Origin of the sequence: Paraburkholderia phenazinium, from assembly GCF_900100735.1 — a bacterium.
Taxonomy (GTDB): domain Bacteria; phylum Pseudomonadota; class Gammaproteobacteria; order Burkholderiales; family Burkholderiaceae; genus Paraburkholderia; species Paraburkholderia phenazinia.
The window spans coordinates 591,413-613,214 of sequence record NZ_FNCJ01000001.1; the positions used below are offsets into that span (position 1 = coordinate 591,413).

Annotated in this window: 24 protein-coding genes; 10 read left to right on the forward strand and 14 right to left on the reverse strand. The window is 65.2% G+C overall.

Annotated elements, in window-relative coordinates; all coding sequences use genetic code 11:
• The 4 genes from flgJ to flgL all read left to right on the forward strand — a co-directional run bounded on the left by flgJ (position 1) and on the right by flgL (position 5,280).
• A complete protein-coding gene (flgJ, locus tag BLQ92_RS02675) occupies positions 1-927 on the forward strand; it encodes a flagellar assembly peptidoglycan hydrolase FlgJ (protein WP_090681407.1) in 927 nt (308 codons plus the stop codon).
• Between the two features lie 206 nt (positions 928-1,133).
• Positions 1,134-1,889 (forward strand): flagellar brake protein, encoded by a 756-nt coding sequence (locus BLQ92_RS02680; protein WP_175771950.1) that lies wholly within the window; start codon positions 1,134-1,136, stop codon positions 1,887-1,889.
• Positions 1,890-2,023: 134 nt separating this feature from the next.
• The gene (gene flgK / locus BLQ92_RS02685) at positions 2,024-4,012 is read left to right on the forward strand and encodes a flagellar hook-associated protein FlgK (RefSeq protein WP_090681412.1); all 1,989 of its coding nucleotides are present in this window, start codon (positions 2,024-2,026) and stop codon (positions 4,010-4,012) included.
• 11 nt (positions 4,013-4,023) lie between these two features.
• Entirely contained in the window at positions 4,024-5,280 is a 1,257-nt protein-coding gene (gene flgL / locus BLQ92_RS02690) for a flagellar hook-associated protein FlgL (protein WP_090681414.1), read from the forward strand.
• 125 nt (positions 5,281-5,405) lie between these two features.
• Here flgL and fliR read toward each other — a convergent pair whose 3' ends face one another.
• The 9 genes from fliR to BLQ92_RS02730 form a co-directional block, all read right to left on the reverse strand.
• Positions 5,406-6,188, reverse strand: coding sequence for a flagellar biosynthetic protein FliR (gene fliR, locus BLQ92_RS02695; protein ID WP_090681417.1), 783 nt, complete (start codon positions 6,186-6,188; stop codon positions 5,406-5,408).
• A gap of 26 nt (positions 6,189-6,214) precedes the next feature.
• Positions 6,215-6,484: a flagellar biosynthesis protein FliQ gene (fliQ, locus tag BLQ92_RS02700; RefSeq protein WP_090681420.1), complete on the reverse strand. Its 270-nt coding sequence runs from the start codon at positions 6,482-6,484 to the stop codon at positions 6,215-6,217.
• 48 nt (positions 6,485-6,532) lie between these two features.
• Positions 6,533-7,378, reverse strand: a complete 846-nt coding sequence (fliP, locus tag BLQ92_RS02705; RefSeq protein ID WP_090681421.1) for a flagellar type III secretion system pore protein FliP — start codon at positions 7,376-7,378, stop codon at positions 6,533-6,535.
• The gene (gene fliO, locus BLQ92_RS02710; RefSeq protein WP_090681424.1) at positions 7,379-8,035 is read right to left on the reverse strand and encodes a flagellar biosynthetic protein FliO; all 657 of its coding nucleotides are present in this window, start codon (positions 8,033-8,035) and stop codon (positions 7,379-7,381) included.
• Entirely contained in the window at positions 8,032-8,484 is a 453-nt protein-coding gene (gene fliN, locus BLQ92_RS02715; protein WP_090681427.1) for a flagellar motor switch protein FliN, read from the reverse strand. The genes fliO and fliN overlap by 4 nt, the downstream gene beginning before the upstream one ends.
• Entirely contained in the window at positions 8,477-9,475 is a 999-nt protein-coding gene (fliM, locus tag BLQ92_RS02720; protein ID WP_090681430.1) for a flagellar motor switch protein FliM, read from the reverse strand. Before fliM ends, fliN begins: the two co-directional genes overlap by 8 nt.
• Positions 9,476-9,530: 55 nt before the next feature.
• Positions 9,531-10,049: a flagellar basal body-associated protein FliL gene (fliL, locus tag BLQ92_RS02725; RefSeq protein WP_090681432.1), complete on the reverse strand. Its 519-nt coding sequence runs from the start codon at positions 10,047-10,049 to the stop codon at positions 9,531-9,533.
• 669 nt (positions 10,050-10,718) lie between these two features.
• Complete coding sequence (locus BLQ92_RS40380; protein ID WP_143016500.1) at positions 10,719-10,961, reverse strand: hypothetical protein; 243 nt, start codon at positions 10,959-10,961, stop codon at positions 10,719-10,721.
• Complete coding sequence (locus BLQ92_RS02730; RefSeq protein ID WP_342342377.1) at positions 10,958-12,055, reverse strand: flagellar hook-length control protein FliK; 1,098 nt, start codon at positions 12,053-12,055, stop codon at positions 10,958-10,960. The genes BLQ92_RS40380 and BLQ92_RS02730 overlap by 4 nt, the downstream gene beginning before the upstream one ends.
• Positions 12,056-12,080: 25 nt before the next feature.
• Here BLQ92_RS02730 and BLQ92_RS41225 point away from each other — a divergent pair, with 25 nt between their 5' ends.
• The gene (locus BLQ92_RS41225; protein ID WP_342342378.1) at positions 12,081-12,578 is read left to right on the forward strand and encodes a hypothetical protein; all 498 of its coding nucleotides are present in this window, start codon (positions 12,081-12,083) and stop codon (positions 12,576-12,578) included.
• 14 nt (positions 12,579-12,592) lie between these two features.
• Here BLQ92_RS41225 and fliJ read toward each other — a convergent pair whose 3' ends face one another.
• Genes fliJ through fliF form a run of 5 tightly spaced genes read right to left on the reverse strand, consistent with a single transcriptional unit; the run spans position 12,593 to position 18,145 of the window.
• On the reverse strand, positions 12,593-13,042 hold the full coding sequence (fliJ, locus tag BLQ92_RS02735; protein WP_090681436.1) for a flagellar export protein FliJ: 450 nt from the start codon (positions 13,040-13,042) through the stop codon (positions 12,593-12,595).
• A gap of 2 nt (positions 13,043-13,044) precedes the next feature.
• Positions 13,045-14,703: a flagellar protein export ATPase FliI gene (gene fliI, locus BLQ92_RS02740; protein ID WP_090681439.1), complete on the reverse strand. Its 1,659-nt coding sequence runs from the start codon at positions 14,701-14,703 to the stop codon at positions 13,045-13,047.
• Positions 14,697-15,380 carry a flagellar assembly protein FliH gene (gene fliH / locus BLQ92_RS02745; RefSeq protein WP_175771949.1) on the reverse strand — a complete coding sequence of 228 codons (684 nt, stop codon included), beginning with the start codon at positions 15,378-15,380 and terminating at the stop codon, positions 14,697-14,699. The genes fliI and fliH overlap by 7 nt, the downstream gene beginning before the upstream one ends.
• A complete protein-coding gene (fliG, locus tag BLQ92_RS02750; RefSeq protein WP_090681444.1) occupies positions 15,367-16,362 on the reverse strand; it encodes a flagellar motor switch protein FliG in 996 nt (331 codons plus the stop codon). Before fliG ends, fliH begins: the two co-directional genes overlap by 14 nt.
• Positions 16,352-18,145, reverse strand: coding sequence for a flagellar basal-body MS-ring/collar protein FliF (gene fliF / locus BLQ92_RS02755; RefSeq protein ID WP_090681447.1), 1,794 nt, complete (start codon positions 18,143-18,145; stop codon positions 16,352-16,354). Before fliF ends, fliG begins: the two co-directional genes overlap by 11 nt.
• Positions 18,146-18,392: 247 nt before the next feature.
• Between fliF and fliE the strand changes: the two genes are divergently transcribed.
• The 5 genes from fliE to BLQ92_RS02780 all read left to right on the forward strand — a co-directional run bounded on the left by fliE (position 18,393) and on the right by BLQ92_RS02780 (position 21,753).
• On the forward strand, positions 18,393-18,728 hold the full coding sequence (fliE, locus tag BLQ92_RS02760) for a flagellar hook-basal body complex protein FliE (RefSeq protein WP_090681450.1): 336 nt from the start codon (positions 18,393-18,395) through the stop codon (positions 18,726-18,728).
• Positions 18,729-19,006: 278 nt separating this feature from the next.
• Positions 19,007-19,450 carry a flagellar export chaperone FliS gene (gene fliS, locus BLQ92_RS02765; RefSeq protein ID WP_090681451.1) on the forward strand — a complete coding sequence of 148 codons (444 nt, stop codon included), beginning with the start codon at positions 19,007-19,009 and terminating at the stop codon, positions 19,448-19,450.
• Entirely contained in the window at positions 19,447-19,773 is a 327-nt protein-coding gene (locus BLQ92_RS02770) for a flagellar protein FliT (protein ID WP_090681453.1), read from the forward strand. Before fliS ends, BLQ92_RS02770 begins: the two co-directional genes overlap by 4 nt.
• 73 nt (positions 19,774-19,846) lie before the next feature.
• A complete protein-coding gene (gene fliK / locus BLQ92_RS02775) occupies positions 19,847-21,433 on the forward strand; it encodes a flagellar hook-length control protein FliK (protein WP_090681457.1) in 1,587 nt (528 codons plus the stop codon).
• On the forward strand, positions 21,433-21,753 hold the full coding sequence (locus BLQ92_RS02780) for an EscU/YscU/HrcU family type III secretion system export apparatus switch protein (RefSeq protein WP_090681460.1): 321 nt from the start codon (positions 21,433-21,435) through the stop codon (positions 21,751-21,753). Before fliK ends, BLQ92_RS02780 begins: the two co-directional genes overlap by 1 nt.
• Positions 21,754-21,802: the final 49 nt, after the last annotated feature.

A 21,802-nucleotide genomic window follows, 5' to 3' on the forward strand; every position in this document is an offset into this window, starting at 1 on the left:
ATGACTACCGATCTCACTTCTGGCCCGAATGATCTGACGCAGCGCTTTGCGCTCGACGTGCAGGGGTTCGACAGCCTGCGTGCCAAGGTTGCCGCGTCGCCCCAGCAGGGCGTCAAGATGGCCGCCAAGCAGTTCGACGCCTCGTTTATCACGATGATGTTGAAAAGCATGCGCGATGCGACGCCCCAGGACGGTCCGCTCGATTCGCGCGACGGCGCGCAGTTCACCTCGATGATGGACGAGCAGATGGCGCAGCAGATGTCGTCCAAAGGGATCGGCGTGGCCGATGCGATGCTCAAGCAGTTGATGAACAACGCCGGCATGCAGGGCGGCGACGCGGGCGCCGGCAACACCGCGGCGCTCAACGCGCTGGCCAAGGCCTACGGCAACGCCCAGGCAAACGGCTCGCTTGCCAATGGCGTGGGCTACTCGCGCAACAGCGCCTTGACGCCGCCGCTGCGCGGCGACGGCACGACCAACGTCGATGCGTTCGTCGACAAGCTGGCTGCTTCCGCGCAGGCCGCGAGCGAAACCACCGGCGTGCCGGCGCGTTTCATCATCGGCCAGGCCGCGCTCGAATCGGGCTGGGGCAAGCGCGAGATCATGAAGTCGAACGGCGAGACCAGCCACAACGTGTTCGGCATCAAGGCGACCAAGGACTGGACCGGCAAGACCGTCACGACCATGACCACCGAGTATCACAACGGCAAGCCGCAGCGCGTGGTGGAGAAATTCCGCGCCTACGACTCGTACGACGAAGCGATGGCCGATTATGCGCAACTGCTGAAGAACAACCCACGTTACGCCCAGGTGCTGAACGGTTCGCACGACGCCGCGGGGTTTGCGATGGGCATGCAGCGCGCGGGTTACGCGACCGATCCGCACTACGCCAGGAAGCTGATGTCGATCATGGACCGGATGAGCTGAGCGGGCCGCGCCCTGCGCGCCCAGGCGCCCGGTTTAACGTTTGCGGGAAATATTTCGACCAATTACCCTAAACTTTAGGTTCAGACTGCCGCTATTCAGTCAGACCTTAATACCGGGGTAACGTTTCCCGGTCAAACGCGCGTGTCACGGGCCCCGGCACTGGACCTCGGGCACGGGCCCGTAAGAACATGCATACCGGCAAGCCCATGGATACCACTGAGACGAACGGCCAGACGGAAGGCTCTTCTGAAACCGGCAACGATTTCGGTCGCCGCAATCCGCTCGAGATCGGTGTCCAGTTGCGCAATCTCGTCAACCGCGGCGACTTCTTGACCGCGCAGTACAAGGGAGGCCAACTAGTCACCCGGATTCTCGACGTCGACGTGCGCGAGCGCACCTTCACCTTCGATTGGGGCGCTCTCGCCGAACAGAACCGCGGCCTGATCGCGGCTCCCCGCTGCACTTTCCACGCCCAGCCCGACGGCGTGCGCGTCGAATTCGCTACCAGCGCGCCGCGCGAGACCACCTTCGAAGGCCGGCCGGCGTTCAAAGCCGACTTCCCCGAAGTCCTGTTTTACGTGCAGCGCCGCGAGTTTTTCCGCGTCGACGCGCCGGTGCTCGATCCGTATACCTGCACGGGCCGCTTGCCCGACGGCGAGCGCTTCCGCTTCGAAGTGCACGACCTGTCGCTCGGCGGAGTCGGCATGCGCACGACTGACACGCGCGTCGCCGAACTGCCGATGGGTTGCACGCTGGAAGATTGCGAGCTGAGCCTCGGCGCGCCGGGCAAGCTTTCCCTGGATCTGCAACTGGTGTCGTTCCGCGCCATCGACCTGCCGAACGGCACGCTGCGTTATCAGCTCGGCCTGCGCTTCGTGCGGCTGCCGGGCAGCGCGGAAAACACCTTGCAGCGCCTGATTACGCAACTTGAAATGAAGCGGCGCTCGCTGGTGCGAACCTGAGTTGACGTGCGGCGCCGCCTCGTTGCGGCGCACGCATAAAAACCGGTTGCCCCCTCAATTTTGTCGCCAGTGCGCCGATATACATAGAGTCTTGGCAACTCGGTGGGCGCGTTGCCAGCCCTTCAGGATGACGCATGTCCAGCAACCTTATCAATATCGGTCTCAGTGGACTTAACGCAGCCCAGTGGGGGCTGACGACGACCAGCGAGAACATCAGCAATTCGACGACGCCTGGCTACGATGTCGAAAGCCCGGTGTTTTCGGAAAGCTCCGGTCAATACACCGGCTCCGGCTATCTGCCGCAGGGCGTGTCCACGACCACGGTGCAGCGCGCGTACAGTCAATACCTCACGACCCAGCTGAACAACGCGCAGTCGACGAGCGGTTCGCTCACCACCAACTACACGATGCTCGCGCAGTTGAACAACCTCGTCGGTAGCCCAACGTCGGGGATTTCGACCGCGATCACCAACTTTTTCACCGGCTTGCAGACCGTCGCGGGTAGCCCGGGGAGTCTCGCCACGCGGCAAACCGCCATCAGCGACGGGCAGACGCTCGCCGCCCAGTTGAACTCGGTGGGCTCGCAATACGCGCAGTTGGGCCAGAGCGTGAACACGCAACTGTCCTCGACCGTGGCGCAGATCAATACGTACACCACCCAGATCGCCAAGCTGAACCAGCAGATCAACGCCGCCAGCTCGCAAGGCCAGCCGCCGAACCAGTTGCTCGACCAGCGCGACCAGGCGATCTCGAACCTGTCGTCGCTCGTCGGCGTACAGGTGGTGGCCAGCTCAACCGGCGACAGTGTGTTCCTGCCGAGCGGCCAGTCGCTCGTGGTCGGCACCACCAGCTTCAACCTCGGCACCGCGCCTTCGCAGTCGAATCCGAGCGAACTGTCGGTGACCTATCTGGGCGCGGCCGGCACCAAGCCGAGCGCCGCTACGACCCAGTATCTGTCCGACAGCACCATGCAGAATGCGGGCGGCACGCTCGGCGGCCTGATCACGTTCCGCACCCAGTCGCTCGATCCGGCGCAGGCGCAACTCGGCGCGATCGCCACCAGCTTCGCCGCGCAGGTCAACAACCAGAACGCGCTGGGCCTGACGCTCTCCGGCAGCACTGGCGGCGCGCTGTTCTCGGTCGCGGGGCCGACGGCCACCGCCAACACGAACAACACCGGCAACGCTTCGTTGAGCGTGTCGTTCGTCAATGCGACGCAGCCGACGACCAGCAACTACACGCTCGCGTACAACGGCAGCGCCTATACGCTGACCGATAACCAGAGCGGCGCGGTAGTCGGCACGGCAACCAGTCTCGCGAACCCGATCGACGGCCTGAACTTCTCGATGACCGGCACGATGAACGCCGGCGATTCGTTCAACGTGTCGCCGACGAGCGGCGCGCTCAGCAGCTTCTCCCTGACGACCACCAACGGTTCGGCGATCGCCGCGGCTTCGCCTGTGCTGGTCACGGCAGGCGGCAGCAATAGCGGTACCGCGACGATTACCCAGGGCGCGGTCTCGGCCGGCTATTCGCTGCCGGCGACGACCACCACGCTGACGTACAGCTCAGCCTCCGGCGGCCTGACCGGCTTTCCGGTCGGCTCGGTGGTGACGGTCAACGGCACCAGCACGACGATTGCGGCGACCACCACGGTCGTGCCGTATTCGCCTACGGCTGGCGCCACCATGACGATCAACACGACGCCGGCCACCGCCGGCTCGATGAACGGCATTAGCCTGACGCTTTCCGGCACCCCGGCGAACAACGACACCTTCACGATTGCAGCGAACAGCGGCGCACAGAGCGACGGCCGCAACGCGACGCTGATGTCGAACCTCGTCAGTGCGCAGACGCTCAACGGCGGCACCACCACGCTCACGACCGCGTACGCGAACTACGTGAACACGGTGGGTAACACGACCAATTCGGTCAATGCTTCGAACACGACGCAGACCGCCCTGGTGACGCAGATCACCTCGGCGCAGCAGTCGGTTTCAGGTGTGAACATCAACGAAGAGGCAGCAAACCTGTTGCAGTACCAGCAACTGTACCAGGCGAACAGCAAGGTCATTCAGACCGCTGACACGCTGTTCCAGACCATTCTCGGCATATTCTCGTGAGGCGTTGAGCGATGCGCATCTCTACTTCGCAGTATCTCAGCATGAATGTCCAGACCATGGACAATCAGCAAAGCGAACTGACCCAGTTGTACGGCGAGATCTCGAGCGGCGTGAGTCTTTCCACGCCTGCCGACAATCCGTTGGGCGCGGCCCAGGCGGTGCAGTTGAGCATGCAGGGCGCGGCTCTCTCGCAGTACTCGAGCAATCAGAGCTCGGCGCTGACTGCGCTGCAGTCGGAAGACTCGACGCTGCAGAGCGTGACTTCGACGCTGCAAAGCGTGAACTCGCAGTTGCTGAGCGCCGGCAATCCCACGCTCAACGACACCAACCGCAGTGCGATCGCGGCGACGCTGCAGCAGTTGAACACCAGCCTGATGACGCTCGCCAACACCAAGTCGCCCTCGGGCAACTATCTGTTCGGCGGCTTCCAGTCGGCCTCGCAACCGTTCACGCAGAATTCGGCTGGCACGGTCGTCTACAACGGCGACAACGGTGTGTCGACCACGCAGATCGCGGACACGAGCTCGGTCGCGACCAACGACAGCGGCCAGTCGGTATTCATGAGCGTGACGCCGCAGACGGCCAGTCCGGTCGCCTATGCAGCGGCAGGCAATACCGGTACGGGGGTCATCGGGCCGGTCAGCACGACCAACGCGGCGGCTTCCGCGACTGCCGACACCTATGGGATTACCTTCAGTATGGCGGGCACGCCGGCTGTCTTGAGCTATACGGTGTCGGATGTCACTAACCCGGCGACACCCGCGCCGACCCCGCAGCCGTACACCGCCGGCTCGGCGATTACGCTCGGCACGAGCGGCGAGAGCGTGTCGATTACCGGCACGCCGGCCGCTGGCGATGCGTTCACCGTCACGCCCGCGGCTCAGGTTCCCGCGTCGCAAGGCGGCACCAACATCTTCGCGACGATCCAGAACATGATCACCGCATTGCAGACCCCGGCCGACACGCCGGCGGCTGCCGCGGCGCTCACCAATTCGCTGAATGTGGGCCTCACGCAGGTGCAGAACACGCTGTCGAACGTCACGACGGTGCTCGCTAGCGTGGGCGGCCGCGAGAACCAGATTCAGGCGATGCAGACGGTCAACCAGAACCAGACCTTGCAGAACACCAGCTCGCTGGCCGATCTGACCGACACCAACATGGCGTCGACCATCAGCAAGTACACGCAGACGCAGTACTCGCTGCAGGCTTCGCAGCAGGCGTTCGTGCAGGTTCAGCAGATGTCGCTGTTCCAGTACTTGAACCAGTAAGGCAGTAGCAGTAAGCGAAGGGGTCTGTTGGGCAAGACGGGAGGCGCTACGGCGGCCTCCCGTTTTTGTTGGTGGGCAACGCAGGCATGACAGGGATGAGCCGTGGCGCAGCCGCGCCGGCGCGCTTAACGCAATCCCGCTGCGACCCGCCCCATCTGGTCGATCCCGCTATCGAACAGCCGCGAGAAGAACGGGATCATGTTCGGCACCATCAGCTGCAACAGCAGCATGCCGACCAGCATGGTGAGCGGAAAGCCGATCTGGAACACGCCGATCTGCGGCGCGGCGCGGTTGAGAATGCCGAGCGCGAGGTTGGCGATAAGCAGGGCGGCGACCACCGGCAGCGCCAGCAGCAGCCCCATCGAAAAGATGGTGCTGCCCCAGCCCGCCAGCGCGCGCCAGCCGGCGGCGCCGAGCAGGTTGCCCGAGATCGGCAGGGTCTGGAAGGTGGCGATCAGTGCGCTAATGATCTGCAGATGGCCGTCGAGCACCAGGAACACCAGCATCCCGAACACGTTCATGTAGCTCGAGAGCACCGCGCTCGAGCCGCTCGCCTGCTGATCGAAGAAGGTCGCAAAACCCAGCCCCATGCCGAGGCCGACGAATTCGCCGGTTGCCTGAATCGCCGTGAAGACGAGCTGCATCGTCAGGCCGAGCGCGGCGCCGATCAGAAACTGGTTGACGATGATCCACACGCCCATCGCCGAAAACACGGTGACCTGCGGCAGGGGGCCGAGCGTCGGCGCGACGATGACCGTGATGAAGCAGGCGAGGCCAATCTTCACCCGCGTCGAGACGGACGCGTTGCCGAATACCGGGGCGGTGGCCACCAGCGCCAGGATCCGCACGAGCGGCCACAGAAACGCGGCCATCCACGTGTTCAGTTGCGCATAGGTGACGGTAAACATGGCGGGAGCCTAATGCCTGGTTCGGCTCAGTTGGTGAGCGTCGGGATGTTCATCAGCATCTGGCGCAGATAGTCGAGCATGGTCGACAACATCCACGGGCCGGCAATCACCAGCGTGACAGCGATCGCCAGCAGCTTGGGGATGAACGAGAGGGTCGTTTCGTTGATCTGCGTGGCGGCCTGAAACAGACTCACCGTTAGACCGACGACGAGCGCCACCAGTAACAACGGTGCGGCCAGCAGCACGGCGACGTACATCGCCTGGTGCGCCAGCGCCATGACTGATTCGGGTGTCATGATGAGTAGGCCGGATACGTTGAAGGTTAAACGAACTAGACGACGGGACTAGACGAAGCTCTGCGCGAGCGAGCCGATCAGCAACTGCCAGCCGTCCACCAGCACGAACAGCATCAGCTTGAACGGCAGCGAGATCGTCGCGGGTGAGACCATCATCATCCCCATCGACATCAGCACGCTCGCCACCACCATGTCGATGATGAGGAACGGAATAAAGATAGTAAAGCCAATCTGGAAGCCGGTTTTCAGCTCGCTCGTGACGAACGCCGGCACCAGCATCGGCAACGGCACGTCTTCGGGGCCCTGCATCGGCGCGGCGTGCGAAATCCGGGCGAACAGCGCCAGATCGGTTTCGCGGGTTTGCCGCAGCATGAAGGTCTTGAACGGCGCGAGCCCGCGGTTGACCGCCTGATCCATCGGCATCGTGCCGTCGGAGAACGGCTTGTAGCCGTCGTTATAGGCCTTGTCGAGCACCGGCGACATGATGAACAGCGTGAGAAACAGCGCGAGACCCACCAGCACCTGGTTGGGCGGCGTGGTCGTCGTGCCGAGCGCCTGGCGCAGCAGCGACAGCACGATGATGATGCGCGTGAAGCTCGTCATCATCAGCACCATGGCCGGCAGGAACGACAGCGTCGTGAGCAGCAGCATTGTCTGCACGCTCAGCGAATAGGTGGTGCCGCCGTTCGGTCCCGGGCTGGTGTTGAAAGCGGGCAAGCCGGCCGCCTGGGCGAACGACAGCGACGGCAGCGCCATCAGCAGGGCCGGCAGCGCGAGCGGGGCGAGGCGCCGCAGCATGGTGGAAAGCGTCATAAGGAAACGGCGCCGGCTGGGGGCAGTCGCACGGCGTGAGGCCGCGTGCCCGGGGCGCGCTGGTCGATGACTGAACTGCATTTACTGATCCCTGCCGTCTGGCCGGTTGAAACGTTTGCCCACTTCGCCTTTCAGGGCGTCGCGAAAGCGTTGTCCGAAGGTGCCTTGCAGAGCGCTGCCCGGGTTGGCGGCACTGTCTGAGCCACTCGCGCCGAATGCTCCAGCGCCGCTGGCCGAGCCGGCCGGCATGGTGTGCAGCAGGCGCACATTGCCGGGCGCCGCGCCGAGCACGAGCCAGGTATCGCCGATCTCGACGACCGCGACCCGCTCCTTGCCGCCGAGCGAGGTGCCGCCTATGGTCTTCACGAGGCTGCCGCGGTTGCCCGGTTGCAGGCCGAAGCGGCGCGCGAGCCAGGCACAGGCGAACACCAGGCCGATCACGACGAACAGGCCGAAGATGGTTTGCAGCACCGAGCCGAAGCCGAGCGACGGCACGGCAGAACCGGCGCCGACCGTGGAGGCGACCTGGGCGGGATGGTTGACCGCATTCATGTCGGCTGCGCTGGCGCTCGTGGCAACGAGGGCGAGCGGTGCGGCCAGCAGGAAAGCGAGGGCGGTGGCTACGGCGTTGCATCCGCTGGTACCGGCGAGTGTCGCGGCACGCTTGCGGTTGTCCGACGGCCGGTGCGCAGCGCTGCGCCCACGAGGGCGCGCACTGCGCCCGGCAAGGCGTTTCATCGATTCAGCTTCCGGATGCGCTCGGACGGCGTGATGATGTCGGTCAGGCGGATGCCGAACTTGTCGTTGACCACCACGACTTCACCCTGCGCGATCAGACAGCCGTTGACCAGCACGTCCATCGGCTCGCCGGCGAGGCCGTCGAGTTCCACCACTGAGCCCTGCGCGAGTTGCAGCAGGTTGCGGATAGCGATCTTGGTGCGGCCGAGCTCGACCGTCATCTGGACCGGAATGTCCAGAATCATGTCGATGTCGTTGCGGGTGGTGTTGGGCTCCACCTTCGAGAGCGGCTGGAACACCCCGGCGGTCGTGGCGCTGACCGCACTGTTGTCGTTCTGTTCGGCGAGCGCGCTGGCCCAGTCGTCGAGCGAGGCCTCTTCGGAATCCGCACCGGGGAGTTGCGTCTCACCCGGCAGTTCCTTCTCCGGCGTTGCATTCAGCTCAGTCATATCCACCTTCCTTCATCGTGTCCGCTGCGCTGATCATTTTCTGGACCCGCAACGCATATTGACCATTGAAAATACCGTAGCCGCATTCCATCACCGGGACACCGTCGACCTTGGCGGTGATGTGTTCGGGGATGTTGATGGGCAGAACATCGCCTTTGCGCATGTTCAGGATCTGTTCGAACGTGATCGGGACCTGTGCGAGATCGGCAGTCAGTTCGACTTCCGCGGCCTGCACCTGCTTCGAGAGCACGCGCACCCAGCGGCGGTCGACGTCCACGGCTTCGCCCTGGATGGGCGAGGAGAGGATGTCGCGGATCGGTTCGATCATCGAATACGGCATGCAGATGTGCAGCGTGCCGCCGGTGGAGCCGAACTCGATCGAGAACTGCGTGACGATGACGATTTCGTTCGGTGTCGCGACGTTGGCGAACTGCGTGTGCATTTCCGAGCGCACGAACTCGAACTGCAGCGGCCGCACGCTTTTCCACGACGTCGTGTAGTGCTCGAACACGAGGTTCAGCAGCTTGCCGATGATGCGCTGTTCGGTGGCCGTGAAGTCGCGCCCTTCGACGCGGGTATGGAAACGCCCGTCGCCGCCGAACAGGTTATCGACGACGAAGAACACCAGATTCGGGTCGAAGACGAACAGCGAGGTACCGCGCAACGGCTTGACGTGGACCAGATTCAGGTTGGTCGGGATCGGCAGGTTGCGGGTGAATTCGCTGTATTTCTGCACCTTCACCGGGCCGACGGAAATTTCCGCGGTACGCCGCATGAAGTTGAAGATGCCGACGCGCAGAAGCCGCGCGAAGCGATCGTTGATGATTTCGAGGCCGGGCATCCGGCCGCGGACGATGCGTTCCTGCGTGGCGATGTTGTACGGCCGGACACCGGCGCGGTCAGACTGCTCCGCTTCCGAGTCGGACTCGCCGGTTACGCCCTTGAGGAGGGCATCGACCTCCTCCTGGGACATGAACTCTTCGTGGCCCATTCCTATTCCTCGTGCGTCCCTTGGCGGTTAATGATGGCAGCAGCGTAAAGCGGCGTCACTGCACGACGAATTCGGTGAACAGCACGTCTTCGACGGTGATGGGCGCAGCGCCCTTGTCGTTCGGCTGTTCGATCAGCGTTTTCAGTTCGGTGGCGAGCGCGCGCTTGCCGTCGAGGGGCGCGAGATCTTCCGGGTGTTTGTTCGACAGTGCGAGCAGGACGCGGCTGCGGACTTCCGGCATATGGTCGGTGAGCTCTTGCTGGACCTTGGGGTCGTTGAGCTTGAGGGTGAGACCGATACGCAGATAGTGTTGCTGGCCGTCATCGGACTGCAGGTTGACGGTCATGGGTTCGAGCGGGAAGAACACCGGCACGGCGAGCGGCGAAGCGGCGGTGGCAGAGGCCGCTTGCGCCGCGGCGGGGGCGGGCTCATGCCGGGACATGAAGAACCAGGTGCCGGCGCCGGCTGCGCCTGCGGCGATGAGGGCGATCAGCACGATGAGGAGAATACGCTTCATCGGGCCGGGAGCGGCCGGCTGAACGGTGCCTTGCTGGTTTGCGGTCGTCGATGCCATGGGTGCTTGCTTGCCTCAGTGCTGGTAGGGTGAATTGTTGTTGAATTGCGCGTCGCGCGATGGGTCGAAAAGAAGGGGGTTTGGGGGGTATCTCTAGGGTTTGTTCGTTTGTCTGGCTGACGGCTTTGGTTGTTATGCCTACGGCGTTTGAGTTGGTGTTCCTACGGTGTTGGCCTTTCCTTGCTTTGTTATCGGTCTATTAGCTTCGCCCCTGTGCGGGGCGGCACTTACTTTCTTTGCCGCCGCAAAGAAAGTAAGCAAAGAAAGCGGGCTTCAAACCGCCAGCTCGTAGTGAGCCATCTCGGTCTGCCACCGGGAACGGCCCAAGACGAGACCCGCTCTCGCACACTTCACCTCAGTGACACAGCGCTCATCCGTTCCAGCGTCGCGCTACGCGCCCCGCCGACGGGCATAACTCCCCTCTCAAGACGTCTTTCTGGCACCACCATCCAACGGCTTCGTTCGCATGGTCTATCAACGGCTTGGTTGCATGGTTCTATGCGAACCGGCTCGCAGGTTGAATCTAGTGTGCATGCATACCACGGGTGAACCCGACCGGTGACGCACGAAGTGCGGAGGCGGGATGAATGACTGCTGTGTCACTACCGTGAGTGGTGCGAGGGCGGGTCTCGTCTTGGGCCGTTCCCGGTGGCAGACCGAGATGGCTCACTACGAGCTGGCGGTTTGAAGCCCGCTTTCTTTGCTTACTTTCTTTGCGGCGGCAAAGAAAGTAAGTGCCGCCCCGCACAGGGGCGAAGCTAATAGACCGATAACAAAGCAAGGAAAGGCCAACACCGCAGGCAAACAGCCAAAAGCAAACCCGACCAGACCACTAAGAATGCAAGGAAAGGCCAACACCGCAAGAACACAGCCAAAGCGCCGCGTAGGCAAACCCAAAAAACCAAACATCAAGCAAACGTATCCACTAACCCAACAGAGCGCCGAACGGCAACATTAGCGACAGCGGCATCATCTTCAGAATCCCCGCCGGAGGCAACCCCAGACCCATTAGAACGTCCGTTGCCGGAGCCCCCAGACTGCCCCTGCTGCCCGGCCTGCCTGGCAAACCCATCACTAACACTGGCACTGCCAAGCCCAATCCCATTCTGCTCCATCGCCTCCCGCAACTTCGGCAAGGCCGCCTCAACGGCCTCCCGCACCTGCGGGTGCTGCGAAACAAACAACGCATGTGCATGGTTATCGGCAACCTGCAACACCACCTGAAGTGGCCCCAGGTCCTTCGGGTTCAGCGTCAACTCCGCACTCTGCTGATGGGCGTTCGACAGAAACACCACCTTCTGCCCCAAAGCATCTTCCCAATCCGATGTCCCCACCGTCGGCGCCAGCGTGCTAGCCGCCGCCGCTGCGGCCGCCGGGTTCGTGCCCTGGGCCGCAGCCGTCGTCGCACTAGAAGCGCTCGCTGCCGCCGCTTGGCTCGCCGCCATCGCCGCATTCGCCGCGTCCGCCGTGCTCTTCAGCGCCGACAGGCTGTCCTGTGTATCCGTCGTGGCCGACGCCGCCAGCGCGTCAGCCGCATTCTTCGCCGTGTCCGCCGTGCTTGCCGTCGTCGTCGCCGTCTGCTCCAGCTTCTCGCCCAGCTTGCCCTTCGCGTCGCCCAGCATCGAACCGTTCGTCATCGTCTTGCTGCTAGTCGATGCGTGCAGCGCCAAGCCGCTTCCGCCATTCAGGCCGCCTGTGCCGCTCGTGCCTGTCGTCGCGCCATTCGCATTGCCTACGTTCGCGGCCTGTGCCGGTACCGCGCCCTGTGCGCCGTTCAACGCGGCCAGCGCCGCCTGCAGTGCGTCGCTGATCGATTTCGGGTCGGAGTCGCCCACGTGTTTGCCGTGGTGCGTACCGTCCGTCGCCGTGCCCGTCGCGCCAGCCAGGCCCGTCGTCGCGTCCGTCAGCGTCGTGCTGGCGTCGTCCGTCGTGGTGGTGTTGGCGCCGTTGGCGTTCGCATTGGCCTGCGCCTGAAGTTGCGCCTGGGCCTGCAACTGAGCGGCCACCGCGGCGGCTGCCGTTGAGGTCGTCGTGTTGCTGGAGTTGTTGGCGCTTTGCTGGGTCGAGCCGTTGCTGCTATTGCCCGTGCCCTGCTGGGTGTTGCCCGATGACGAGGCCGAGGTCGTGCCGCTGTTGCTGGTCCCGTTGGCGGCGCTGTTGCTCTGGCCGGCGGTCGTGCTGTTGCTGCTGCTGTTCGAGCTCTGGCTGCTCGACTGCGCAGCCGCTTGCGCGCTCGCCGAAGCCGCTGCCGCCGACGGGGAGGGCGATGCTGCGGGTGTCGGCGCCGGTGCGCTCGGCGCCGGGTTGCTGGCGCTTTGCGACGCGTTGTTCTGCGAGCCGATGCTCTGTTGCAAGGTCTGCGCGAACGGCACGGCGCTGGAGGCGTCCGGCGTGCTGTTCGTCGGCGAACTGCCCGAGGAGCTGAACAGCGAGCTGATTAACGATAGTGGCGACATGGCTGATCCTGTCTATCCAATGAGTCCGGTCAAGGTCCGGTCGAGCACGCGTGTTTCAGCGACCGGAGGCTGAAACCGCCGCGTGCGTCAAACGCCCTCGGCGCGCATCCTGAGAATTCGTGCGGCGTGTTCGTCGGCGTCGCGCTGTTCGCGCCGCGCAAGCTGCTGCGCCTCCGCCGCGTCGCCGCGTGCTTGCAATACTTCGTACGAGCCTAACTTCTGTTTGTGACGCTGCCATTCCGGCTTCGCCGTTTCGACCCGTGCATTGGCCGCCTGCAGCAATTTGCGCTGCTGTTCGATGGCGGCGTCGAGCGTGTCGATGAAGGCCTGGAAATTACGCATGTTGCCGGCCGCCATGCCGCTCTGTGCGGTGGCGTTAAAGCGTGCGTGGTATTCGTCGCGGTAGCGCACCAGCGCGTCGAGCTGGGCCTGCACTTCGCTCGCCTCGCGCTGCGCGCGGCCGAGTCGTTGCGCCGCGGCGTCCACGTCGTCCTGTGCAAGGCCGATAAGCGTCTTGATCGGGAAGTGTTTCGCCATCCTCAGCCTCCTTGTGTAAACAGCGCATCGAGTCTCTCGATACTCGCGTCGAATCCCGCGCACTCGCGGAAGCCTTGCTGCAAAAACGCCTCGATGCGTGGATACAGCGCGATCGCGCGGTCGAGCAACTGGTCGCGCCCGCTGGAATAGGCGCCCACATTGATCAGGTCGCGGTTACGCTGGTAACGCGACAGCATCTGCTTGAACAGACGGGTCTTCTCGAGATGCGGCTCGTCGATCAACGCGGTCATCGCGCGGCTGATCGAGGCCTCGATATCGATGGCCGGATAGTGGCCGGCCTCGGCGAGCGAGCGCGACAGCACGATATGGCCGTCGAGAATCGCGCGTGCCGAATCGGCGATCGGGTCCTGCTGGTCGTCGCCTTCGGTCAGCACCGTGTAGAACGCGGTGATCGATCCGCCGCCTGCCGGTCCGTTGCCGGTCCGTTCGACCAGCGCCGGCAGCTTGGCAAACACCGACGGCGGATAGCCCTTGGTGGCCGGCGGTTCGCCGACGGCCAGCGCAATTTCGCGCTGCGCCATCGCATAGCGGGTCAGCGAGTCCATCAGCAGCAGCACGTGCTTGCCCTGATCGCGGAAATATTCGGCGAGCGAGGTCGAGTAGGCGGCCGCCTGCATCCGCAAGAGCGGCGAGACGTCGGCGGGCGCGGCGACCACCACCGAGCGCGCGAGGCCGTCCTCGCCGAGAATCTGTTCGATGAATTCCTTCACTTCACGGCCGCGCTCGCCGATCAGGCCGATCACGATCACTTCGGCGCTGGTGTAGCGCGCCATCGTGCCGAGCAGCACTGATTTACCCACGCCGGAGCCTGCGAACAGTCCCATGCGCTGGCCGCGGCCAACGGTGAGCAGCGCATTGATCGCGCGTACGCCGACGTCGAGCACCTTGTGAATCGGCTCGCGGTTCAGCGGGTTGATGGTCGGGGCGGAGAGCGGTGCGTCGGCTTTGGCGCCGAGCGGCCCGAGTCCGTCCAGCGGCCGGCCGGAGGCGTCGAGTACCCGGCCGAGCAGTTCCCAACCCACCGGCAGGCGCTTGGCGCCCGCCATCGGATCGGCGATCGGCGCGCTTTCGAGCGGATAGACGCGTGCCCCCGGCAACAGGCCGATCACTTCGGTGGTCGGCATCAGGAACAGCTTGTCGCCGGCAAAGCCCACCACTTCGGCTTCCGCCATCGGCAGCGAGCTGCCCTGCGGCAGTTCGATCATCACTTCGGCGCCCACCGACAGGCGCAGCCCGACGGCTTCCAGCACGAGGCCCGCCGCCCGGGTGAGCCGGCCGCAGGCGCGCATCGGCCGGGCGATCGCGTTGCGGGCGCGCAGGTCGTCCAGATGTTCGCGCCAGGCGTTCACATGCGGGTTGTTGGCGAGCGCCGGGTTCGGTGCGGGACGCGTCGCGGCCGCGGCGGCCGGCAGGGCGTCGCGGCTGGCGGCGGCAAACGCGGAGGTCGAATGACCATGGCGGGGATCGTGCGGGGCAGCCGTCCGTGAGGCGGCTGTCCGTGCGGCAGCTTTCGGACGCGACGCGTTCTGCGTCTCCTGCGGCTCGAGCGGCGCCTGGGCGCCGAACGACGCCAGCGCCAGCTCCTGTTCGAGCGGCGTCAGATCGCTGGCGCGGATCTCCGCGATGGTCGGCTTCACCATGTGCTTGCCTTGCCGAGGGCGGCAGCAACCCGCTCCCAGCGTGTGTCGATACCGGCATCCACTTCGCCGGTGCTGGCGTGGGCGCGGCAACCGCCGCGCTCGACCGCCGGGTCGGTGCGCACGGACCAGCCGCGCGCCTGCAATTCTTCCATCAGATACGCCTCGACCACCGGCAGGTCGGCCGGGCTCACCACGAGGTGCGGTGCGCCGGTCAGCGCCGGTTCGGCCGCCAGCACTTCGCGGGCGGCGGCGATCAGCGCGGCGGGGTCGTGCTGCACATGCTGGCGCACCACCTGCTGCGCGATGTCCAGCGCGAGCGCGACCAGGGTTTCCGAAATTTCATGTTGCGCGCCGTCCAGCGCAGCCTTGAAGGTCTCGGCCAGCGCGGCGAGCCGGGCGGCTTCTTCGCGCGCTTCGGCCTGGCCCTGGGCGAAACCCTGCGCGTGACCCTGATCGTAGCCGGCCTGGTAGCCGAGCGCCTGGCCGGCCACGTGACCGGAGGCGACGCCCTGGGCATGCGCCGCGTCGCGCAGGTGCTGCAACTCGGCTTCGAAGGCGCCGCTGTCGTCGACCGGCTCGGGCGGCGCCGGCGGCGCCGGGTCGAACGAGGCCATCTCCCAGCGCTGGTAGGCCGAGAGGCTCGCCTTGCGCGTGGAATCCTGATCAGACATATGCATCTTCCGCCTTGCCGCCTATCGCGATCTGGCCGCTTTCTGCCAGGTTGCGCACGATCTGCAAAATGCGGCGTTGCTGCGTTTCCACTTCGGAGACGCGTACCGGGCCGCGTGCGTCCAGGTCTTCGGCGAGCAGTTCGGCCGCACGCTGCGACATGTTCGACAGGAACTTCTGACGCAACGCGGGCTGCGCGCCCTTGAGCGAGATGATCAGCGCTTCCGACTCGACTTCCTTCAGCAGCAACTGGATCGCGCGGTCTTCCAGGTCCAGCAGGTTCTCGAACACGAACATCTGGTCGACGATCTTCTGCGCCAGTTCCGCGTCGTACTGGCGGACGTTTTCGAGCACGCCTTCTTCGTGGTTGCTCGACATGAAGTTGAGAATTTCCGCCGCCGTGCGGATGCCGCCCATCGGGCTGCGCTTCAGGTTGTCGCTGCCGGACAGGAGGCCCGTCAGCACGTCGTCCAGTTCGCGCAGCGCTGCCGGCTGGATGCCGTCGAGCGTGGCGATCCGCAGCAGCACGTCGTTACGCAGACGTTCGGTGAAGCAGGCGACGATTTCGGAGGCCTGATCGCGGTCCAGGTGAACCAGGATGGTCGCGATGATCTGCGGGTGCTCGTTCTTGATCAGCTCGGCCACCGCCGCCGAATCCATCCACTTCAGGCCTTCGATACCGCTCGTATCGCTGCCTTGCAGGATCCGGTCGATGATCGCGCCGGCCTTGTCGTCGCCGAGCGCCTTGGTCAGCACCGAGCGGATGTAGTCGCTCGAATCCAGCGACAGCGCGGTGTGCTGCTCGGCCTCGCGGACGAACTCGTGCAGCACCTCGTCGACCTGTTCGCGGGTGACGTTCTTCAGCGCCGCCATCGCGACACCGATCTTCTGGACCTCGCGCGGTCCGAGAAACTTGAATACCTGCGCCGCTTCTTCCTCACCGATCGACATCAGCAGGAGCGCGCTTTTCACTACGCCTTCAGCGCTCATCGGACACCCAGTTCTTAACGACAGTTGCGACAATCTTCGGATCCTGGCGCGCGATGTTGCGTGCGTATTCCAGGTTCCGCTCGAATTTGTGTTTATCGCTCTCGAGCGACATCAGTTCGGACTCGCCGTCATCGTCGCTAGCCGAGCTGCCGCTGCGCTCCGAAACCGGCAGCCCGTCGAGCAGCATCGGCTCGTCCGGCGACGGCAGGGCGGCGGCGGTGGCCGGCACGGGCGGCGGGAAGGCGCGGCGCAGGGCCGGCTTGACCATCACGAAGTACAGGAACAGAGCGACGGCGCCGATGCCCAGATAGGTCGCCAGCTGCTTGGCCAGCGCAATCATCTCCGGCGTGCGCCACCACGGCAGGTCCGCGTTCGGGTCGAGTTCGGCGGTGAAGGCGCTGTTGACCACGTTCACCGAGTCGCCGCGCTCGGCGTTGTAGCCCATCGCGTCCTTGACCAGCTGGTTGACCTGGGCGAGCTTGTCGGCTGTGAGCGGCTGCATGGTCGCGTGACCCTTGGCATCCACTACACGCAGGTAATTCACCACCACCGCCACCGACAGCCGCTTGATGTTGCCCATCGACTGCTGGACATGACGCACGGTCTTGTCGAGTTCGTAGTTGGTGGTCGCATCCTTGCGGTCGCTGATCGGCGTCGTGCTCGTGCTGCTCGCGCCGCTGGGCGCGTTGATCGGCGCGGAGGCGGGCTGCGGCGGCTGGTTCGAGAGTGCGCCCGGCACGCCCGAGGCGCCGCCTTGCGACTGTTCCGTGTCGGAGCTGGTCTGCTGGCTGCGAATCGCCGCCTGCTGCGGATTGCCGTTTGGACCGTAGTTTTCCGAGGTCTGTTCGATCTGCGAGAAATCGACGTCGGCGCTCACCTGCGAGTGCGCGTTGCCGGCGCCGAACAAGGGCGCCAGGATCGCGTCGATGCGTTGCTGCGTATTGCGTTCGACCTGTTGCACGTATTTGAGCTGCGAGGCGTCGAGACCGGCGCCGGAGGGCGGCTGGGTCAGCAGGTTGCCGTCCTGGTCGACGATCGTCACGCCGCGCGGCGGCATGTCGGGCACGGCCGAGGCCACCATATGGGTGATCGCCACCACCTGGCCTTCGTCGAGCATGCGGCCCGGGTAGAGGTTCACCAGTACCGAGGCGGACGGCGCTTCATGATCGCGCACGAATACCGAAGGCTTAGGGATGGCCAGATGCACGCGCGCCGATTTGACCGTCGAGAGCGATTCGATGGTGCGTTCGAGCTCGCCTTCCAGCGCGCGCTGGTAGTTCACCTGCTCGGCGAACTGGCTGATGCCGAACTTCTCGTTGTCCATCAGTTCGAAGCCGACCGAGCCGCTCTTGGGCAGACCCTGCGAGGCGAGGCGCAGGCGCATTTCGTGCACCTGCTCGGACGGCACGAGGATCGCGCCGCCGCCGTCGGAGAACTTATAGGGGATATTGGCCTGCTGCAGGGCGGTAATGATGGCGCCGCCGTCCTGGTCGGACAGGTTGCTGTACAGCACCTTGTAGTCCGGCGCGCGCGACCAGAGCCACAGGCCGACCACCACGGCGACCAGCACGGCCACTGCGAAGATCAGCGGGGCGCGCGGGTTGCCGCGCATCTGCGTCAAGCCGGACAGGCGCTGGGTAAAGTTGCCGCCGAGGCCGCCACCGCCCAGGTCGGCGCTGCCGCCGGCCTGGCCGGCGCCTGGCGTGGCGACGCCTGGCGCTTGTGCGCCGGCGAGGCCCATGCGGGCGTCGGGGTTAATCAACGAGTTGGCTGACGAATCCATGCGTCGGGTATCTCCGGGATGCCTGGGGTCCTGCCGCCTGCCGCCACACCGGGGTCGGCGGGCGCACGGACAGAGACTTTCACGATTGGAATTATGCGCAGGCACGGGCAACCCGATTGCTCGAATAGAGCAGGGTTTCCCCCCTACTTTCGCGGCTTTCGAAATGGACCCGCTGATATTCTCTCGGTCAGATCGGCAGGCTTGGCCAAGCTTGGCCGCGCCGCTCTACCTTCCATCTGGAGAGAACATGACAATGCCCGTGAACGCGCTCTCGTCGGCGCTGCAGCAGATGCAGGCGATGGCCGCGCAGGCCGCCGGCGGTACCGAATCGGTGGCGGATCAGTCCGGTGCGGCTAGCTCGAGCGGTTTTGCATCGGCGCTCAAGGCTTCGCTCGACAAGATCAGCGGCGACCAGAAAGCCGCCGTCGGCGAGGCGCAGGCGTTCGAAGTCGGTGCGCCCAACGTGTCGCTGAACGACGTGATGATCGATGGGCAGAAGGCCAACCTGGGCTTCCAGTTTGGCCTGCAGGTGCGCAACAAGCTGGTGTCCGCCTACAACGACATCATGCAGATGTCGGTTTGACGATGTAGCAACTGGCGGGTGTACCGGCGGGTCTGCAGGTGTCAGGGTTGCCGGTAATCGGTCCACGAGCGGGGGCTCGCGGCCGGGATCTGTTGCGCGGCTTTGCTGCGCGTCGAGCTGCTACATTTTGCGGCAATTCGCCTTAAACCTCCTTACAGCGGCCTAAAGCTTTTCGCTTGCCTATCCGATAACCAGGTACAGGCAGAAATCCGGGCGCGACAACGTGCCGCGGAGACACGTCTCATACTTTCCGATTCCGCAGCAAAGGAGGAGCGCCGATGTTTTCCCCAGGACACGCTGGAGCCAACGCATACGCACGTGTCGGCGTCGAGACAGGGGTGATGGGTGCCAATCCGCATCGTCTGATCGTCATGCTGTATCAAGGCGCTCGCCAGGCCATCGCCCAGGCACGCATGCATATGCAGCAAGGCGGTGTGACGTCGGTGGCGGCGCGCGGGGAGGCGATCAGCAAGGCGATCCGGATTATTGAAAGCGGGCTGCAAGCGTCGCTCAACGTCGAAGCGGGCGGTGAGATCGGCGAGCGTCTGAACGCGCTGTATAGCTACATGTCGCGCCGTTTGTTCGAAGCCAACGTAAAGCAGAGCGAGGCCATGCTGGTCGAAATCGACCGCCTGCTGGCCACGCTCGAAGAAGCCTGGATCGGGATAGCCCCGGAGATCGCGCGGATGGCGGCACAGCCGTCCGCGGAAAGTATGAGATGACTTCGAACGCAGAATATTTTGCCCGCTACGAGGCAATCGCAGCGATTTCCGCACGCATGCTGACGGCAGCGCGTCGCGCCCTGTGGAACGATCTGGTGCCCTTGCAGGAAGAATACCGGCACCTGGTCGACGCATTGCAGGACGCGGAAACCGGGGTGAGGCTCGACGAAGTGGAGCGGGCGCGCAAATACGACCTGATTCGCCAGATTCTGGCGGACGATGCGGCCATCCGGGATCTCGCGAACCCTCGTATGGCGAACCTGTCGGCGCTGTTTGCGGGTCGGCCGGCTCGGGTGCTCAAGGAATTGTACGGAGCCCGCTGAGCTTTTTTGATTGCGATAAATTGACTGCGTTAGCCGCGCGCAGTCAGTAGCAAAATCCCCCAAAGGAACCGGCATGAACGGAATCGACACGGCCATCGCTTCGCTGCTTGCGAGCCGGGTCGACAGTCTGCTCAATATTGCACCTGGCGCCACGGGCGCCTCGCAAACCGGCGCCTCCGCGCTGAGCACCGACGCCCCGGTTACGCCGGGCGTGCCCGAGGTGCCGGCGCCGCCACCTGCCTCCGCGCAGACCATCCTGTCGGCCGTGGCGCAGACACTCAACGCGATTGTCCTGTCCGGCGGCGACGCGACTCCGGCCGTGCTCGGCCAGTTGCCGATCTGGCCCGCCGCACCGGCGCTCGACGTCGAGATGGCCGAACTTCCCCTGTTTGAATCGCTCGATGCCCAGACGGCGGGTGGCGCCGGCTCTGCCGCGCCGGGCAATGCCAACGCGGCGAATACTGCCGGCACGGCGAATGGCGCGAATGCGGCGAATGGCACGAGCAGCACGAGCGGCGCTGCGGCCAACGGCACTGCCGCGACTACCGCCACCAGCGTGGCGGCCTCGCCGGTACCGGTACCGGTAGCGGCGCTTGCGGCAGCGCTCGAACAGACCGTGGCTGGCAGCGGCCTCTTCTACGAGGCGCATCTCGCGCAGTGGCTCGCCGGCCAGCTCACGCCCGCCGATCTCGCCAACGAACCGCAAAACCGTCTTCTCGATGGCGCCGCGCAGTTGCCGCTCGACTGGGCCGATGACGCCGACGGCGGCGGCCAGCCCGGCTCGGCCGCCGCGCAACAGGGCCGTCCGGGCGCGACGCAAGCCGGCAATGGCGGTCCCGAGGGCAACGCCGCCACACGCTCGGCGACCTCGATCCAGTCGCCCCAGGCGGCGCGTTTCGCCGCCGGCGAAGTGCTGGCGAATTCGCTTTCCGAACTGTCTTCCACGCCCGAGCGGGCGGCGCTGCATGCCGCCACTGCCCAACTGGGAGACACGCCGACCCAGACCACCCAATCGATGGCCGCAGCGGTCAATGCGGCGACGGTGCCGCTGGTGCGCCAGCAACTCGACATGCTCGCTACCGGCCAGTTTCGCTGGAGCGGCGAAGCGTGGCCGGGCGCCAAGCTCGACTGGACCATCGAGCAGGAGGGCGACGAGTGGGAGCGCGGCGGAGGCGGCGCCGCTACGGAGGAGGACTATCCGTGGCGCACCCGGCTCACGCTGTCGTTACCGCTGCTCGGCACGGTGGATGCGGAGCTCGTCCTCAACGGCAACAGGCTATCGGCACGGGTGCTGGCCAGTCCGCTCGGCGCGGCGCGGCTCGCCGAGCAAAGCGAGAGTTTTCGGCAGCGTCTGGCGGCAGCCGGGATCGAACTGAACGGCCTGTCGATTCGCGAGATCGGCGGCGCGGCGCCGGGAGCGACGCCGAATGCCGCCGCTGCTGCGGCTGCCCAGGCGGCCGCGGCTTCGGCCTACGCCCGGACGGCGCCGGCCGGCGAACCTGCGGGCGCGCCGCGCCGTGGCGCCAAGTCAGAGCGGCCCCAGCGGCCGGCGCGTCCCGAACGCTCCGAGTGGCCGCAGCGTCAGTCCCGTGCGGCTCGCCCCGAGCGCGCCCAATGGCCGACCACGACGCCCGATACCGATTTCGACTGGGACATGTGATGAGCCGCAGGAATCGCAAAAGCGCGGCCGCGCTCGTCTACGACGCCCAAAGCAGCGAATTCGCGCCGCGCGTGGTCGCGAAGGGCTATGGGCTCGTCGCGGAGATGATCATTCAGCGCGCCAAGGAGGCCGGCCTCTATGTGCACGAGGCGCCCGAGATGGTGTCGCTGCTAATGCAGGTGGACCTCGATTCGCGCATCCCGCCACAGCTCTATCAGGCGGTGGCGGAACTGCTGGCCTGGCTGCACCGGCTGGAAAGCGGCGCGGCGGACGAGCCGCCGTCGACGGCCATCGAGCCGGTCGGCGCGAAGCGCGTCTAGGGCGCATCCCGCACTATGCGGCCCGCTTGCCCTGCAGCCGCAACATCAG